Consider the following 15,771-nt stretch of genomic DNA (forward strand, 5'->3'; position numbering starts at 1 on the left):
AAGTGAAGCCTGATCGCGCTTGCGCTACTCTCTTGCCACTTCTTTGTGTTGATGTGAATTCATGAGCCAGACCGCGACCATTTTGGTCATCGACGACGAACCGCAGATCCGCAAATTTCTGCGCATCAGCCTCGTCTCCCAGGGCTACAAAGTGCTGGAGGCCGGCACCGGCACCGAAGGCCTGGCCCAGGCTGCACTGAATAAACCGGACTTGTTGGTACTCGACCTCGGCCTGCCGGACATGGACGGCCAGCAAGTGCTGCGCGAGTTTCGCGAGTGGTCGACGGTACCGGTGCTGGTGCTCTCGGTGCGCGCCAGTGAAGGGCAGAAAGTCGAAGCGCTCGACAACGGCGCCAACGACTACGTAACCAAACCGTTTGGCATTCAGGAGTTTCTTGCACGGGTGCGTGCGTTGTTGCGTCAGGCGCCGGTGGGAGAAGCTCAACAAGCGGCGCTGACGTTCGGCCCGTTGACCGTGGATCTGGCGTATCGCCGGGTGTTGCTCGACGGCACCGAAGTCGCGCTGACCCGCAAGGAATACGCGGTACTGGCGCAACTGGCGCGACATCCGGGGCGGGTCATCACCCAGCAGCAATTGCTCAAGGATATTTGGGGGCCGACCCATACCGAGGACACTCACTATTTGCGGATTGTGGTCGGGCACTTGCGCCAGAAACTGGCGGATGATCCGACTCAACCGCGGTTTATCGTGACGGAGGCTGGGGTTGGGTATCGGTTGTTGAGTGAGGACAGTCTTTAGTTTTGTATTGAATGATCCGGCCCCATCGCGAGCAAGCTCGCTCCCACAGTGGATTTAGGCAATGCACAAATTTTGTGTTCACCAAAGATCAATTGTGGGAGCGAGCTTGCTCGCGATGGGGCCAGTCATTTATTCGAGAATCTCAGGAATCCCGTTCATTCTCATACCGATCCAGCGTATCCCGCGCAATCTCCCGCCCTAGCGCGATCAGTTCCGGTGCCTTGTAAAACTCGAAAAACCGGCACACTCGTTTCGGCACGTTGATCAAAATATCCGGCGGATAACCGGCGATCTTGTACTGCGCCAACGACGTCTGCATCACCTCGAAACTCTGGTTGATCAGGTCCAGTAAAGACGCCGGGCCAACGTTGTCGATGATGAACGAACCGGTGGCGGACTTCGGCGCGCCGGCGCGTTCAGGGGCGGCAGCCGGTTGTTGGGCTTCGGGTTCGGCGGATTCGATCCAGGGGTTGATCTCGGCCGCTTCTGCCATCAACGCTTCCTTTTCCAGCAGCAGCAATTGTTCCGCCTGTTTGCGGCGGAAGGGCAATTTTGAACCGAGCGAGTTGATCAGGCTGTCGAAGCGGGTCTTGAACGCCGCCGGGCGCTGGATCACCGGCAGTTGATAGTGGCGCTGGTTGGTGGAGTTGAGGTTGACCGCGATGATCAGGTCGCAATGACTCGACACCACCGGCACGATCGGTAAAGGGTTGAGAATGCCGCCGTCCACCAGCATGCGGTTGCCCTGCATCACCGGGGTGAACAGGCTGGGAATCGCCGCCGAGGCGCGCATGGCCTGGTGCAGGCAGCCTTCCTGAAACCAGATTTCCTGCTGGTTGGTCAGGTCGGTAGCCACCGCCGTGTAGGGGATGCGCAAGTCTTCAATGTTGATTTCGCCGACGATCTTGCGGATCTGCCCGAAAACCTTCTCCCCGCGAATCGCACCCAGACGAAAACTGACGTCCACCAGACGTAAAACGTCGAGGTAATCCAGGCTTTCGATCCAGTTGCGATATTCGTCGAGTTTGCCGGCGGCATAGATCCCGCCGACCACCGCGCCCATGGAACATCCGGCGATGCAGGCGATGTCGTAGCCACGCCGTTCGATTTCTTCAATGACCCCGATATGGGCGTAGCCCCGGGCCCCACCTGAGCCCAGCACCAGCGCGACACGCTTTTTCATGAATCGCCCTCGTCTGACAAGGTTCAACAATGCACCCATCGAGGGGCGCGCTTCAATCGCTAAGGTCGTTCCGCGAGGCGAGGGCGTCGTTTTTTCGACACTCTTTGGCAGCAGATGGGTATTCTCGCGAGCACTTTAGTTTCCGAGGCGGGGCCAAGGCACTTTTCACGCGCCAGACCGTCTTAACTGCACGACTGTTTACCTATCTTTGAGGTGTGAATAATGAAAGCCTGGATCTGTGTGCCTTTGATTGCCCTGGCACTCGCCGGTTGCGCCGGCAAAACCGCTTACCGTGACAGCTGCGGTAGCGGGATCGATGCCGCGTGGCATGAACTGGATCTGGCCAAGGCCGAAGGTTTTGCCGGAACTGTCAGCTATTCCAAGGCCCTGTCGCTGCTGACCGGTGCCAAGACCCAGCAGCAATTCGAAGCGTTCGAAGGTTGCGCCAAGAAAGCCGAGAAGGCGCGTTTTTATATTCGTGAATCTCGCGCGGGGCGCTGAAAGCCGCTCTAAGCTCTAAGCTGCAAGCAATAAGTCGGTCGCCCCGGATTTCGGCTGGCGGCTTGCAGCTGTTTACGGAGTAACTCCATGATTAACCGGTTGGTGGCTCATGTCCTGGGCCTGGAAGTCCGTTTGCTGGCCTGTCAGGCACGCCTGAGTGCGCGCACCGACCCTGAAGCGCTGCACGATCTGCGCACCACGGTTCGCCGTTTGCGCAGTCTGCTGCGGCCATTGCGCGGCTTGCCCGGGGTCGAACAGCTGGAAGCGGCGGCGTCCCGGGTCGGCGACCTGACCACGCCGTTGCGCGATCGCGAAGTGCTGGCGGCGTACCTGCTCGAGCATGAGCAAACCGAGGCTGCCCATCGGCGTATGGCGCAAATGGCCGAGGCTTACCCGGCCGTCGCGACGAGTCCTGAAGTGGCGCAGTTGCTGATGATCCTCGACGCCTTTCCGCGTTTTCTGCGGGCCTCCCAGCGTCAGGGCTTGCTCAAGGGCTTGCGCCCGCGCATCGAAAAACGTTTAGCCAAACAATGGAAGAAACTCGATCAGGCCCTGCACGATCCGGCACATGATCGCCACCGTTTGCGCCTGCTGATCAAGCGCGTGCGCTATGGCATCGAAGCCTATCCCGAACTGGATCGATTGCCGAAAGCCGCGATGCCGCGCTTGAAGTCCGCGCAAGTTGCCTTGGGCGATTGGCACGATTGCTGGCAATGGCTGGCCAGGGCCGAACAGGAAGCCGATTTGCAGCCCTGCATCGCGGCCTGGAAAACCGCCATGGCCAAGGCCGAAGGCCGCGCCGACCGCGTCCTCGACAAACTCATCGCGGCCTGTTTCAAATCCTGATACCACCACAGACCGCTCTATGTAGCAGCTGCCGAAGGCTGCGTTCGGCTGCGCAGCGGCCGTAAATCCAGACACCAAGGTTTCACTGCGACAACGCGACAATCATTCTGACGACTGCTGCGCAGCCGAACGCAGCCTTCGGCAGCTGCTACAAAGGGCGGCGGTACTATCCGGCCTTTCTGTCAGTCTCTTTGGCCGGTATAAGCGCTGTGTCGCCCTCGCGGGCTGGTTAAGATCCCTTCATCCTTTTCCTGCACCGAGGTTTCCATGCGCTTTTCCGATCTGCTCGACGCTGTCCGCAGCCAGCCGCTGGAGCTGTCTATCCCGGCCGAATGGGCCCAGGGGCGTGCCAGTTTCGGTGGCCTGGTGGCCGCCTTGCAGTACGAAGCCATGCGCGCGAAGGTCCCGGCGGATCGTCCGGTGCGCTCGTTGGCGATCACCTTTGTCGGCCCGGTCGAGCCTGAAGTGCCAGTCAGCTTTGAAGTCGATGTGTTGCGCGAAGGGAAGGCTGTCAGCCAGGTGCTGGGTCGGGCGATGCAGAAGGGTCAGGTGGTGACGTTGGTCCAGGGCAGCTTCGGCGCCTCGCGACCGTCGGAAGTGGCGGTGATCGCCGATCCGGCACCCGAGATGAAGCACTGGGACGACTGCCAGGAACTGCCTTACGTCAAAGGCGTGACTCCAGAGTTCATGCGGCATCTGGCGATGCGCTGGAGCGTTGGCGGTCTGCCGTTCACCGGCAACAAATCCCGCGAGATGGGCGGCTGGGTTCGCTTGCGCGGGGACGTGAAGGAAGAGGCGGTCAGCGAGTCGCATATTCTGGCGCTGGTCGATGCCTGGCCACCGGCGCTGTTGCCGCACCTGAATAAACCGGCGATGGGTAGCACGCTGACCTGGACCATTGAATTCGTCCAGCCGTTGCTTGAACTGAGCACGCTGGACTGGTGCAAATACCTCGTCGAGATCGAGCATGCCGCTGACGGCTACGGTCATGCGGCCGCGAAGTTGTGGAACGCCGACGGTCAGTTGATTGCCATGAGCCGGCAGACGGTGACGATTTTCGCCTGATCAGTGACGGCGGTGGCGCTCACGCCAGGCGCGCCACCAGCCGCCGCTCAGGAAGAACCGTGGGAACGTCAGAAACTGCTCGACCAGCAAACGCGACACAGCATCTTTGCGATCACTGAACGGCTCGGAGGCTTGCGCCTCCAGGCTGTGACCGTGGCGTTGCAGGCCGAGGGCGGCGAACAGGCCGATGACGCCAATCGCGACATTCGCGAAACTCAGACTGAACACTCCCGAGACAATCAGCAGAAACGCCACGATGAACAGCGGCACGGCAATCAGGTGCAGCACCAGATTGGTCGGGTGCTGGTGATTGTTCGGGTACGCTCGCCATTGCCAGGCGGGAAGGTTGGGATGACGTTTGCCCATGATGGTAATCCTTGGTTCGTTGAGGCTCTTGAACAAAGAATAGGCCGGGGCAAACCAGTCGGCGAATCAAGGCTGGCTATCGAGTTGATAGGTGGCCATGTTCGGAATTGATGTTGATTGAGCTGACGCCATCGTCGGAACGCCGCCCGGACCAAGCTCGCTCCCACAGGGATATGCATTCCAATGTGGGAGCGACGGTGCGGCGATCCGACTTGCTCGCGATGGCGTTATCACAGTTTGAGCTGACCGATAGCCTTGCTCAATTCCCCCGCCAACGCCGCCAGCTCATTGCTGGTAGTCGCCGAAACCACGGTCTGCTGCACGGTGTTCTCGGTCACATCCCGAATACTCACCACCGCCCGATTCATCTCTTCCGCCACGTGGCTCTGCTGCTCGGCCGCCACCGCGATCTGCGTATTGCTTTCACGCATCTGTGCCACGGCGCTGGTGATTTCCGCCAACGCAGCGCCGGCCTCCTGAGCCTGCTGCACGCAATCGTCGGCCTTGAACGAACTTTCCTGCATGAAATCCACCGCGTCCCGAGTCCCGGCCTGCAACGCCGAAACCATGATCGTGATCTCGTCAGTGGAGGTCTGGACACGCTTGGCCAGGTTGCGCACTTCATCGGCAACCACCGCAAAACCGCGCCCCATTTCACCGGCACGGGCCGCTTCAATCGCTGCGTTCAGCGCCAGCAGATTGGTCTGCTCGGCGATGCTGTGAATCACACTGACCACGCCGTTGATTTTCTGACTGTCCTCGGCCAGACGCTGAATCATCTCGGCAGTCTGCTGCACTCCGCTGGACAGGCCGGCAATCGACTTCTGCACCCGGCTGACCACTTCCTGCCCGCTGCCGGCCAGGGTGTCGGCGGTTTGCGAGAGGTCGCGGGTGGCGCCGGCGTGCTGGGCAATGTGATAGACCGTGGCGGTCATTTCGTTGATCGCCGTGGCGGCCTGATCGGTTTCGCTTTGCTGGCCAAGCATGCCGTGACGCACCTCGTTCATGCTCGACGCCAGCCGCGCCGCGCCGACATCCAGTTGCCGGGCGGTGCTGGCGACGGTGTTGACCACTCGCTGGTAACCGGCCTGCATGGCGTTGAAGGCATTGGCCATCTGCCCGACTTCATCCGTGCAGGCCAGCGGCACACGGGCCGACAGGTCACCGGTTTTCTCGACGTGGAGCATCACGTCCTTCAGCGTATTGAGCTGGCTGAGCAGGAACCGGATCAACAATTGTGAAGCGCCGAGCATCGCCAGCATCAGGATTGCCACCGCCACCGCATAGTTGGGAAAACGCTCGCCAAAGACCTGGGTCAGGCTCGGGCCATGGGCAATCACTGCGACCTGGTTGCCATCCGTGCGCGTAAACACTTCAGCGCCCATCAACGGGTTGTTGCCGAACAGCGGCATGGCATTGATTTCGACCCAACCGTTGGTATCGGCCAGTTCCAGTACCGGCTGCCCGTTCAGCAGCGGTGCCTGCCCGCGACTGAACGTCAGCACGTTATCGGCTTTGGGGAGCGGTTGCCCGGCGGGCCAGGCGTTGAGCAGTCGCGCCTGGGCTTGTGCCGATGCCTGATAAGCATGGCTGCGGGCCTGTTGTTCGAGCTGTACGGCGTACAACACCAGCAGCAAAGTGGTGACGAAGGCGACGGCGTTGACCGCCCAGAATTTGTATTTCAGCGAGATATTGCTAAGCCAGGCACCCATGGAGGTCTTCTCTGATAGCGGAAACAGTTTCGGCAAGGTGCCAGTATTGTGCCGCTACTCAGGGGGCTGGATCTTGATGTGGGTCAACAATCCCGGCCATGCTCGCGCACAGGAATTGCGGGGCGTAATGCGCTATCCTGCGCGCCTTCAAATTTCCCTCGCTACAGGATTCCGCCCCATGAAAGCCGCACTCGTCGAACTCATCAGCAAAATAAGCTCCGGGTGCATGAGCGATGACGAAATCCTGAAAGTCGCTGACGAAGCGGCCCAGGCCTACGCCGATCCCGAGGCTTTTCTGACGGCCAATCCGGATATCAACTACGACGAAACGTTCCCGATTCCGCTGGGCGAGTGGGTCGTCATCGGCAGTTTGCCGGAGACCGTGCTGTTCCAGGCCGACACCTATGTGGACCTGTTCGCCCAGATCGTTTCCTCGTTCGGCCCCGGTGTTGATTTCAATATCAAACCCAAGCAACTGGCCAAGACTGAAGCCCTGACCGCGCTCAATCGCATTCAGGTGCAGATGGGCAGCATGAACAAGGAAAACGGCGGTTACACGCTGATGAACTTCAGTCAGTTGCTCGACGACGAACTGCAAGTGGTGCTGGTCTACGGCAACGACGTGCCGCGCGTGCTCGAGTTGTGCGCCAAAGTCGGCATCGCTGCCGCACCCTCGCTGGAAGCCCTCAAAATCGCCGTCCACGTTTAAAAAGCGGAACCCTCGCAAGGCCCGGCTATCCTAAGAGTGCAAACCACTCTTAGGGAGCGACACCATGGGTTCCACGTTCAACGGTCTGATTGGCCTGATTATTCTTGCCCTGGATATCTGGGCAATCATCAACGTGCTCAAAAGTGGTGCCGACACAGGGATGAAAATCATCTGGGTGCTGCTGATCCTGCTGCTGCCGGTGCTGGGCCTGATCATCTGGGCCATTGCCGGGCCACGAGGCAACGTCCGAATCTGAATACGCACCCAAAGCCGACACCTTTCCCCTGTGGGAGCGAGCCTGCTCGCGATGCAGACGCCGCGGTTTCCCTGTAAACCGCGTTATCGTTTATCGCGAGCAGGCTCGCTCCCACCCTGTTCTATGCCTACCCGACAGACGAAGGTTCGACCTGTCATATCCCGCGACGTAGAATTCGCGCCTTGCCACCCGCATTCATCGGAGCACTTCCCATGAGCAACACCCCGACCAGCGAGTACCTGGAAACCCTCTACGAAGGCTACGGCCAGCGTTTTCGCATGGAAAAACTGTTGCACGAAGTGCGCACCGAACACCAACACCTGGTGATTTTCGAAAACCCGCGCATGGGCCGCGTCATGGCGCTGGACGGCGTGATCCAGACCACCGAAGCCGACGAATTCATCTACCACGAGATGTTGACCCACGTGCCGATCCTGGCGCATGGCACCGCCAAGCGCGTGCTGATCATCGGTGGCGGCGACGGCGGCATGCTGCGTGAAGTGGCCAAGCACCGCAGCATCGAGCACATCACCATGGTCGAGATCGACGGCACCGTGGTCGACATGTGCAAGGAATTCCTGCCGAACCACTCCAAGGGGGCGTTCGCTGATCCACGCCTGAACCTGGTGATCGACGACGGTATGCGTTTCGTTGCCACCACCACCGAAAAATTCGACGTGATCATTTCCGACTCCACCGACCCGATCGGCCCGGGCGAAGTGCTGTTCTCGGAAAACTTCTACCAGGCCTGCCGTCGCTGCCTGAACGAAGGCGGCATCCTGGTGACCCAGAACGGCACGCCGTTCATGCAAATCGAAGAAGTCAAAACCACCGCCGGGCGCCTGCGCAGCCTGTTCCCGGACTGGCACTTCTACCAGGCGGCCGTGCCGACCTACATCGGCGGCGCCATGACCTTCGCCTGGGGCGCGACCAATACCGCCTATCGCAAATTGTCCCGTGAAACCCTGCAGCAGCGCTTCGCCGGCAGCGGCATCATCACCCGCTACTACAATCCGGAAATCCACATCGGCGCGTTCGCCTTGCCGCAATACGTCCTGCAGGCTGTGAACAAGCCTAGCAACGACTGATATCGAGCAAGCCAGAAAGGGCCCTCTCAGGTTGTGTGAAAACACACCGGAGACGGCCCTTTTTTCATGCTTCACTTATAGATGTAGAAGGTCCGGTTGAACGATTGGCCGGGGAAGAATGTCGAGATACATGTAAGCCCATCCATGGGTTTTATCGAGGAGGCACCTGATGCAAAAGTGGAAAGTCACTTTCGTTGATGATCACGGTGAAAAAGTTGACGAGGTGTTCGAGAGCGATGAATGCCCGGACAACGAGCAAGCCGCGAAGCTCATCCGCGCCCGGCGTCTGCCTGTGGCTGCCGAACTGGACCTCAACGATCTGGAAGGGCGCGTCGATGATCCGACTGTCAAAAGTCTGAAGACCCAGTGCAGCATTGAAATCCTCAGCATCACGCCAATCTGAACATCTCCTGTCACATTCCTAACCAGGCCTTGGCAGTGGCTCTATCTTGAGGCTACTCTGCAATCGAGATCAGCGAACGGATCGCTAAGGTCTGGTCTTGTCAGCTACATGCTTGCTTCCCACCGGCAACGTTGTTGCCGCATCGCTCGCCCCATTCGGTTGCGAGTGCCGGGAATACGGAAAGTCTATCCATCAGTCTGAGGGGGACGTTTCATGAGCACAGCCTATCAAGAAGACATCAGCACCAGCGTCTTGCGCCGCATGAAAGAAGGCGGCTTCGACTTTTCACGATTCCATCCCATCGAGTTCTACGCCATTTTCCCGGACGAGGAGCGGGCGCGCAGGGCGGCAGGGCATTACTGTGGTGAATCCTTGAATGCACAAATCAGTGTGCGCGATGACGGCGCGTGGTACCTGGAACTGAGCAAAGTGATGTACGCCACTTATGACGGCATCGGCGATTTTGAGCAGGATTTCGAGGCGGTGGTCGAGCCTTTGGGCGGCATCATCGAAGGATGGGGCGTCAAGCAGGAGGTACGAGGGCGACTCGCATAACTTATGAACAGTGACAACACTCAGCAACGGCTGACCTCAGGGTTGGCCGTTTTCGTTTGTGGGGTTTGGAAATCGTGTTTTTGATTCATAACGTTTCAAAAGCGCAAAAAAAAGCCGCCTAAACAGGCGGCTAAAGGGAAGGTCATCAAGATTTTCAGCGAATGCGCGGATTATCCGCATCGACTCCCGGGCAGTGAAATCAACTCTGGCTATGCTGGTGATAGGCGACAACATTGCTTCGCAATGAAGCGGGGGCGATCAGGTGGGGGCATTTACCGCACAGGATTGGTGCGGTGCGTGCAGTGCGATTATCCAACTGATTGATATCAAAGCGTTTATGCCGATGGCACGGGCTTTGCGAAGCCCAGATGTCCGGGTGACAAGGAGTACGGCATGATCCGCACCTATTTTGATGAGATGTACGATGCCGGCGGCCAGGTCCGCCCGCATTATCGGGAGTTTGCCCGTTGGCTGTCCGAAACGCCTGACGAGCTTTTGGCACAACGGCGACGCGAGGCCGATCTGCTATTTCATCGCGCCGGGATAACATTCACGCTCTATGGTGATGAGCAAGGGACAGAGCGCCTGATTCCCTTCGACACCATTCCCCGCAGCATCCCCGCCAGTGAATGGCGAGTTGTCGAGCGCGGCTGCATTCAGCGGGTCAAGGCGTTGAACATGTTCCTCGCCGACCTCTATCACGAGCAGCGCATCATCAAGGCCGGCATCATTCCAGCAGAGCAGGTGCTGGCCAACGAGCAATACCAGTTGGCGATGCAAGGGCTGGATTTGCACCGCGATATCTATTCCCACATCTCCGGGGTCGATCTGGTGCGTGATGGCGACGGCACGTACTACGTGCTTGAAGACAATCTTCGTACACCGAGCGGCGTCAGCTACATGCTCGAAGACCGCAAGATGATGATGCGGTTGTTCCCCGAGTTGTTCGCGGCCCAGCGCATTGCCCCTATCGACCACTATCCGAACCTGTTGCTCGACACCCTGAAAAGCTCCAGCCCGATTGATAACCCGAGCGTGGTGGTACTGACGCCGGGTCGTTTCAACAGCGCGTTCTTTGAACATGCGTTTCTGGCGCGGGAAATGGGCGTTGAGCTGGTGGAAGGCGCGGACCTGTTCGTGCGGGATGACAAGGTGTTCATGCGCACCACGGACGGGCCGAAAGCCGTCGACGTGATCTACCGTCGCCTCGACGATGCGTTCCTCGATCCGCTGGCGTTCAACCCGGACTCGATGCTTGGTGTTCCAGGGCTGCTGTCGTCGTACCGCTCTGGCAACGTGGTGCTGGCGAATGCCATTGGCACCGGGGTCGCGGACGACAAATCGGTCTATCCCTTCGTCACGGACATGATCCGTTTCTACCTGGATGAAGAGCCGATTCTGAAGAACGTGCCGACGTTCCAGTGCCGCAATCCCTCTGAACTGTCCCACGTACTGGCCAATCTTCCGGAACTGGTGGTCAAGGAAACCCAGGGCTCCGGCGGTTACGGAATGCTGGTCGGGCCGGCGGCGACGGCGGCGGAAATCGAGTCTTTCCGCGCGCGGATCAAAGCCAAGCCCCATGCGTACATCGCGCAACCGACGTTGTCCCTGTCGACCTGTCCGACCTTTGTCGAAAACGGCATCGCCCCACGCCACATCGACCTGCGTCCGTTTGTATTGTCTGGCCGCGAAACCCGGGTTGTGCCCGGCGGTTTGACCCGTGTTGCCCTGCGCGAAGGCTCTCTGGTGGTGAATTCATCCCAGGGCGGTGGAACCAAGGACACCTGGGTGGTCGAGGATTGAAGGAAGCCTGCCATGTTAAGTAGAACTGCCTCGGATTTGTATTGGATGTCGCGTTACCTGGAGCGGGCGGAAAACCTCGCACGGATGCTCGACATCAGTTATTCGCTGTCGCTGATGCCACAGGATGGTCGTGGTGACGGCCTGCATGAACTCGCCATGCCGTTGCTGATCACCGGCACCCTGGACGATTACCTGGAGCGCCACGGCGATCTGCATGCTGAACGGCTGCTGCATTTCTTCGCCCTGGACGCGGCCAACCCGGCGAGCATCTACAGCTGCCTCGGCGCCGCGCGGGCCAGTGCCCATGCGGTACGTGGGCGAATCACCGCCGACATGTGGGAAAACATCAATGCCACCTGGCTGGAAATCCGCGGGATTGCCGATCAGGGCTTGAGCCGCTACGGCATGAGCCGTTTCTGCGAGTGGATCAAGGAACGTTCCCACCTGTTCCGCGGCGCGTCCTACGGCACGATCATGCGTAACGACGCGTTCCGCTTTATTCGTCTGGGGACGTTTATCGAAAGGGCTGACAACACGTTGCGCCTGCTCGACGCCCGCTACGAAATGGCTGGCGATCAGGCCGAAGCGGTCAGCGATGGCACCGCTCACGCGTATTACCAGTGGAGTGCTTTGCTGCGGGCGTTGTCCTCGTTCGAGGCCTACACCGAGATCTATCGCGACGCCCCCGGCGCCCGGCATGTGGCTGAGTTGCTGTTGCTGCGTGCTGACGTGCCGCGTTCATTGCGCGCCTGCACCGAAGAAATCGACCAGATCCTTGCCCAGCTGCCGGGGGCCAACGGCCGTCCCGCGCAACGCCTTGCAGCGGAAATGGACGCACGCCTGCGCTACACCGGCATCACCGAAATTCTCGACGAAGGCCTGCACGCCTGGCTGACCGAGTTCATCCCGCTGGTGCGCCAGTTGGGTAACGCCATACACAGTTCCTACCTGGAGGCTGCATGAGACTTTCCATTAGCCACGAGACCACCTATCACTACGAAGATCAGGTGCGGGCGAGCATCCAGTACCTGCGACTGACACCCCACGACAGCGAGCGCCAACACGTGCTCAGCTGGCAGCTTGACTTGCCGCGCCCGGTGCGCGCGCAACTCGATCCGTTCGGTAACATCCTGCATGTGCTGACCATGGACGAGCCCCACGAGGCGATCATCATCGGCGCCCGGGGCCAGGTGGACATCGACGAATTGCGCGAGGCGGAGCATGAAAGCCAGTCGGCGCTGCCGTTCCTGCGCTTCACGCGCCTGACCGAAGCCGACGAAGCCCTGCGTGCGTTCGCCGAGAAGGAATGCAAGCAACGCCGGGATCGCACGGCGCTGATCGACTTGATGCATGGCCTGAACCAGCACATGACCTACACGCCGGGCTCCACCGAAGTGGACACCAGCGCCGCCCAGGCCTTCGCCGGGCGTTCGGGCGTCTGCCAGGATCACACCCACGCGTTTCTCGCCTGCGCTCGCAGTCTGGGCATTCCGTCGCGTTATGTATCGGGTTATTTGTACAGCGAGAACAGCGAACACCTGGCCAGTCACGCCTGGGCGGAAGCCTGGCTCGATGACGCCTGGTACAGCTTTGACGTGACCAATGAATTGGCGCGGCCTGAGCGTCATCTGAAACTGGCGGTGGGCCTGGATTACCTGGACGCCTGCCCGGTGCGTGGCATGCGGCGTGGCGGTGGTTGCGAGCAGATGCATGCGAAGGTGTTTGTGTCACCGACACCGATACCAGTGATCTCAGTGCAACAGCAGTAATCGGGGATACCGAAGAACCCCTGTGGGAGCGAGCTTGCTCGCGATGGCGCCTGTTCAGTCAGAACTGCTGCGACTGACACACCGCTATCGCGAGCAAGCTCGCTCCCACAAGGGGATTGGTGTCAGGGCTTAACCTTGCGCCCAGCCATGTGCTTCAAATACCCCACCAATCTCTCAAGATCCCCGTCCGGCAGCACCGTCGCCGAGAACCCGGGCATCTTCGCCTGTGGCCACTGGCGCAAGCTCTGCGGATCACGAATGTAGCGCTTGAGGAAATCCGCGCCGAAGTACTCGGTCGGGTTAAACGGAATATTCAGGTCCGGCCCAAACTGCGCATCCCCGGCGCCGTTCAATCGATGGCACGCCAGGCAATTCTTCTGAAACAGCGCAAAGCCCTTGTTCACCGGATCGTCAGCCTTCAACGCCGGATCGGGCAGCAGGGCAGGGAAGCGCTCGGCCACCGGTGCCATGCGCTTGATGCTCGCCACTTGAAAGGGCCATTGCTCGGGGCTGATGTCGCCCGCCTGAGGATCGGTCCAGACCAGATAGAACGGCCCGGCGCCGGGTTTGCCTTCCGACAGCGCTGGCCACGGCTTGGCGGGTTCTTCAATCGCCAGCCACGCGCGCGCACCCTGGGTATTAAGCAATGGCGCAGCCGACAGTTCTGCGGCAAAACCATCCAGGGCTACCGCCTGTAAATGGTCTTCAGGCTTGATGCCCGTCAACAACGCAGCCACCGGAACAGCGCGATAGCTCATGTCCCGTTTGTAGGAAACGTCGTTGCTGATGGTGATGGTCTGAGCCTGAGGATGCTTGAGCAACTCCTCGGTTTGCCAGGTGCGACTGCTCGCGCCGAGCTCAAGGTTCAGCTGTGCGGCAGACAGAGGCGTGCTGAGCAGCAAGGCCCCGAACAAAATGAGCGTTTTCAAATGATCGCCGTCCATGTCGTGGAAGTGCCCCAAAGGTTGGCACACCCACGCTGGCCCGGGTAGCGAACCCGTCACATTTTTAGAGGGCGATATAAAACCTGGCGCCGTATTTTTTATTGACCGACTAGCCGATCACCTTGGTCAGGTTCGGCAAAATCAACAACAGCGTAGTGGCGAAAAGAATGAGCCCGGCTTGACGTACTTTCGATTGTTTGAACATGGCTTGACCGCCTTTATTGTTATTTCCTGATGCCTGCCTGCATTTCTCCATGACGGCAGAGCGTTGCACTTCCTGTTTGACGAGCGCCTCGGCAAAACCCGACGACAACTTCGTACAAGTTCACCTTAGAGCCCGCGTCACGCTTGGTTTAGATCCATTTCGTATGGACTTCACGTAAATTGCTCTTAAAAAGGCATGAGGCCTATTGCCAGCTTCTTGGGCGCCCGTTTGCTAGACAGCTTGGTGTCCTGAATCGGTAAATCCGGTGGTTGCCTACCGTCCGTCTGAGCGTGACCGTCAACATCAGTGAGCACTGCGGTCATTGAATCCCGGGCCGCTCGGCCTAAGGTGGGGACTCTGCATTTACTCCCCGCTCAGGTTCGAGAACGTCATGACCCACGCTTTTATTTTCGACGCATTACGCACGCCCCGCGGCAAAGGCAAGGCCAATGGCGCCTTGCACAGCGTCAAACCGGTGAACCTGGTAGCCGGGCTGCTCACCGCGCTGCAACAGCGCACGTCTCTCGATACCAGTCAGGTCGACGATGTGGTGCTTGGCTGCGTGACGCCCATCGGCGACCAGGGTTCCGACATCGCCAAAACCGCGACCCAGGTGGCGGATTGGGACGTCAGCGTGGCGGGTTTGCAGATCAACCGCTTCTGCGCCTCTGGGTTGGAGGCGGTGAACCTCGGCGCGATGAAAGTGCGTTCCGGCTTCGAAGACCTGGTGGTGGTCGGTGGCGTCGAGTCCATGTCCCGTGTGCCGATGGGCAGCGATGGCGGCGCTTGGGCGCAGGACCCGGAAACCAGTTTTCACAGCCATTTCGCCCCTCAAGGCGTGGGCGCTGACCTGATCGCCACGATCGAAGGCTTCAGCCGTCAGGACGTCGATGCCTATGCGCTGCACTCCCAACAAAAGGCTGCGCGGGCAAGGGCCGACGGTTCGTTCAACAAATCGCTGGTGCCGGTGCAGGACCAGAACGGCATTATCCTGCTCGATCACGATGAATTCATCCGCGCCGGATCGACCATGGAAGGCTTGGGCCAGCTCAAGCCGAGCTTCGAGATGATCGGGCAAATGGGCTTCGATGCCACCGCACTTCGGGTCTTCAGCCATGTTGAGCGGATCAACCACGTGCACACGGCGGGTAACAGTTCCGGGATCGTCGATGGCGCGGCGCTGATGCTGATCGGTTCAGAGGCCAAGGGCCGGGCGCTGGGTTTGCAACCGCGGGCGCGAATCGTCGCCACCGCCGTCACCAGCACCGACCCGACCATCATGCTCACCGGTCCCGCGCCGGCCACCCGCAAGGCACTGGCCAAGGCCGGGCTGCGGGTTGAAGACATCGACTTGTTCGAGGTCAACGAAGCTTTCGCCTCGGTGGTGCTGAAATTCATCAAGGACATGGCGATCGACCCGGACAAGATCAACGTCAACGGCGGCTCCATCGCCATGGGTCACCCGCTGGGCGCCACCGGCTGCGCGATCCTTGGCACGTTGCTCGATGAACTGGAAACCCGGCGCTTGCGCTATGGCCTAGCGACGCTGTGTGTCGGTGGCGGCATGGGCATTGCCACCATCATCGAACGCCTCTGAGCCCCGACC

At 59.8% G+C, this 15,771-nt stretch carries 17 protein-coding genes; 13 read left to right on the plus strand and 4 right to left on the minus strand.

What is annotated here, in order from left to right:
- Positions 1–61 precede the first annotated feature (61 nt).
- Positions 62–760 (plus strand): response regulator, encoded by a 699-nt coding sequence (locus AC3IUE_RS09380; RefSeq protein WP_489266930.1) that lies wholly within the window; start codon positions 62–64, stop codon positions 758–760.
- A gap of 142 nt (positions 761–902) precedes the next feature.
- Here the strand turns inward: AC3IUE_RS09380 and AC3IUE_RS09385 are convergent, their stop codons facing one another.
- Positions 903–1,943, minus strand: a complete 1,041-nt coding sequence (locus AC3IUE_RS09385; protein WP_046047943.1) for a patatin-like phospholipase family protein — start codon at positions 1,941–1,943, stop codon at positions 903–905.
- A 222-nt stretch (positions 1,944–2,165) separates the two neighbouring features.
- Between AC3IUE_RS09385 and AC3IUE_RS09390 the strand changes: the two genes are divergently transcribed.
- From AC3IUE_RS09390 to AC3IUE_RS09400, 3 genes are all read left to right on the plus strand, one after another.
- Positions 2,166–2,444, plus strand: coding sequence for a hypothetical protein (locus AC3IUE_RS09390; protein WP_056744143.1), 279 nt, complete (start codon positions 2,166–2,168; stop codon positions 2,442–2,444).
- A gap of 87 nt (positions 2,445–2,531) precedes the next feature.
- Positions 2,532–3,290, plus strand: coding sequence for a CHAD domain-containing protein (locus tag AC3IUE_RS09395; protein WP_489266933.1), 759 nt, complete (start codon positions 2,532–2,534; stop codon positions 3,288–3,290).
- Between the two features lie 267 nt (positions 3,291–3,557).
- Positions 3,558–4,355 (plus strand): acyl-CoA thioesterase, encoded by a 798-nt coding sequence (locus AC3IUE_RS09400; RefSeq protein WP_489266935.1) that lies wholly within the window; start codon positions 3,558–3,560, stop codon positions 4,353–4,355.
- On the opposite strand, the gene AC3IUE_RS09405 is transcribed toward AC3IUE_RS09400, so the two are convergent.
- On the minus strand, positions 4,356–4,721 hold the full coding sequence (locus AC3IUE_RS09405) for a terminase (RefSeq protein WP_461997533.1): 366 nt from the start codon (positions 4,719–4,721) through the stop codon (positions 4,356–4,358).
- Between the two features lie 230 nt (positions 4,722–4,951).
- Positions 4,952–6,433 carry a methyl-accepting chemotaxis protein gene (locus AC3IUE_RS09410; RefSeq protein ID WP_056744149.1) on the minus strand — a complete coding sequence of 494 codons (1,482 nt, stop codon included), beginning with the start codon at positions 6,431–6,433 and terminating at the stop codon, positions 4,952–4,954.
- A gap of 178 nt (positions 6,434–6,611) precedes the next feature.
- Between AC3IUE_RS09410 and AC3IUE_RS09415 the strand changes: the two genes are divergently transcribed.
- The 8 genes from AC3IUE_RS09415 to AC3IUE_RS09450 all read left to right on the plus strand — a co-directional run bounded on the left by AC3IUE_RS09415 (position 6,612) and on the right by AC3IUE_RS09450 (position 13,016).
- Entirely contained in the window at positions 6,612–7,142 is a 531-nt protein-coding gene (locus AC3IUE_RS09415) for a hypothetical protein (protein WP_489266937.1), read from the plus strand.
- A gap of 64 nt (positions 7,143–7,206) precedes the next feature.
- Positions 7,207–7,398, plus strand: a complete 192-nt coding sequence (locus AC3IUE_RS09420) for a PLDc N-terminal domain-containing protein (protein ID WP_008148797.1) — start codon at positions 7,207–7,209, stop codon at positions 7,396–7,398.
- A 212-nt stretch (positions 7,399–7,610) separates the two neighbouring features.
- Positions 7,611–8,486, plus strand: a complete 876-nt coding sequence (speE, locus tag AC3IUE_RS09425; protein WP_056744151.1) for a polyamine aminopropyltransferase — start codon at positions 7,611–7,613, stop codon at positions 8,484–8,486.
- Positions 8,487–8,655: 169 nt separating this feature from the next.
- Complete coding sequence (locus AC3IUE_RS09430) at positions 8,656–8,889, plus strand: hypothetical protein (RefSeq protein WP_461997536.1); 234 nt, start codon at positions 8,656–8,658, stop codon at positions 8,887–8,889.
- Between the two features lie 213 nt (positions 8,890–9,102).
- Complete coding sequence (locus AC3IUE_RS09435) at positions 9,103–9,444, plus strand: ribonuclease E inhibitor RraB (protein ID WP_008148805.1); 342 nt, start codon at positions 9,103–9,105, stop codon at positions 9,442–9,444.
- A 393-nt stretch (positions 9,445–9,837) separates the two neighbouring features.
- Complete coding sequence (locus tag AC3IUE_RS09440) at positions 9,838–11,247, plus strand: circularly permuted type 2 ATP-grasp protein (protein ID WP_489266940.1); 1,410 nt, start codon at positions 9,838–9,840, stop codon at positions 11,245–11,247.
- Between the two features lie 12 nt (positions 11,248–11,259).
- Positions 11,260–12,210 carry an alpha-E domain-containing protein gene (locus AC3IUE_RS09445; RefSeq protein ID WP_033055742.1) on the plus strand — a complete coding sequence of 317 codons (951 nt, stop codon included), beginning with the start codon at positions 11,260–11,262 and terminating at the stop codon, positions 12,208–12,210.
- A complete protein-coding gene (locus tag AC3IUE_RS09450; protein ID WP_489266942.1) occupies positions 12,207–13,016 on the plus strand; it encodes a transglutaminase family protein in 810 nt (269 codons plus the stop codon). Before AC3IUE_RS09445 ends, AC3IUE_RS09450 begins: the two co-directional genes overlap by 4 nt.
- A 122-nt stretch (positions 13,017–13,138) precedes the next feature.
- Here AC3IUE_RS09450 and AC3IUE_RS09455 read toward each other — a convergent pair whose 3' ends face one another.
- Positions 13,139–13,960: a c-type cytochrome gene (locus AC3IUE_RS09455; RefSeq protein ID WP_489268777.1), complete on the minus strand. Its 822-nt coding sequence runs from the start codon at positions 13,958–13,960 to the stop codon at positions 13,139–13,141.
- A 596-nt stretch (positions 13,961–14,556) separates the two neighbouring features.
- Here AC3IUE_RS09455 and AC3IUE_RS09460 point away from each other — a divergent pair.
- Entirely contained in the window at positions 14,557–15,762 is a 1,206-nt protein-coding gene (locus tag AC3IUE_RS09460) for an acetyl-CoA C-acetyltransferase (protein WP_489266944.1), read from the plus strand.
- Positions 15,763–15,771: the final 9 nt, after the last annotated feature.

The organism is Pseudomonas sp. GL_093 (assembly GCF_057837605.1).

Excerpts from the sequence above, each read along its gene's own strand:
- AC3IUE_RS09380 (WP_489266930.1), top strand. The coding sequence starts at position 62 with ATGAGCCAGACCGCGACCATTTTGGTCATCGACGACGAACCGCAGATC.
- AC3IUE_RS09385 (WP_046047943.1), bottom strand. The coding sequence starts at position 1,943 with ATGAAAAAGCGTGTCGCGCTGGTGCTGGGCTCAGGTGGGGCCCGGGGC.
- AC3IUE_RS09390 (WP_056744143.1), top strand. The coding sequence starts at position 2,166 with ATGAAAGCCTGGATCTGTGTGCCTTTGATTGCCCTGGCACTCGCCGGT.
- AC3IUE_RS09395 (WP_489266933.1), top strand. The coding sequence starts at position 2,532 with ATGATTAACCGGTTGGTGGCTCATGTCCTGGGCCTGGAAGTCCGTTTG.
- AC3IUE_RS09400 (WP_489266935.1), top strand. The coding sequence starts at position 3,558 with ATGCGCTTTTCCGATCTGCTCGACGCTGTCCGCAGCCAGCCGCTGGAG.
- AC3IUE_RS09405 (WP_461997533.1), bottom strand. The coding sequence starts at position 4,721 with ATGGGCAAACGTCATCCCAACCTTCCCGCCTGGCAATGGCGAGCGTAC.
- AC3IUE_RS09410 (WP_056744149.1), bottom strand. The coding sequence starts at position 6,433 with ATGGGTGCCTGGCTTAGCAATATCTCGCTGAAATACAAATTCTGGGCG.
- AC3IUE_RS09415 (WP_489266937.1), top strand. The coding sequence starts at position 6,612 with ATGAAAGCCGCACTCGTCGAACTCATCAGCAAAATAAGCTCCGGGTGC.
- AC3IUE_RS09420 (WP_008148797.1), top strand. The coding sequence starts at position 7,207 with ATGGGTTCCACGTTCAACGGTCTGATTGGCCTGATTATTCTTGCCCTG.
- speE (WP_056744151.1), top strand. The coding sequence starts at position 7,611 with ATGAGCAACACCCCGACCAGCGAGTACCTGGAAACCCTCTACGAAGGC.
- AC3IUE_RS09430 (WP_461997536.1), top strand. The coding sequence starts at position 8,656 with ATGCAAAAGTGGAAAGTCACTTTCGTTGATGATCACGGTGAAAAAGTT.
- AC3IUE_RS09435 (WP_008148805.1), top strand. The coding sequence starts at position 9,103 with ATGAGCACAGCCTATCAAGAAGACATCAGCACCAGCGTCTTGCGCCGC.
- AC3IUE_RS09440 (WP_489266940.1), top strand. The coding sequence starts at position 9,838 with ATGATCCGCACCTATTTTGATGAGATGTACGATGCCGGCGGCCAGGTC.
- AC3IUE_RS09445 (WP_033055742.1), top strand. The coding sequence starts at position 11,260 with ATGTTAAGTAGAACTGCCTCGGATTTGTATTGGATGTCGCGTTACCTG.
- AC3IUE_RS09450 (WP_489266942.1), top strand. The coding sequence starts at position 12,207 with ATGAGACTTTCCATTAGCCACGAGACCACCTATCACTACGAAGATCAG.
- AC3IUE_RS09455 (WP_489268777.1), bottom strand. The coding sequence starts at position 13,960 with ATGGACGGCGATCATTTGAAAACGCTCATTTTGTTCGGGGCCTTGCTG.
- AC3IUE_RS09460 (WP_489266944.1), top strand. The coding sequence starts at position 14,557 with ATGACCCACGCTTTTATTTTCGACGCATTACGCACGCCCCGCGGCAAA.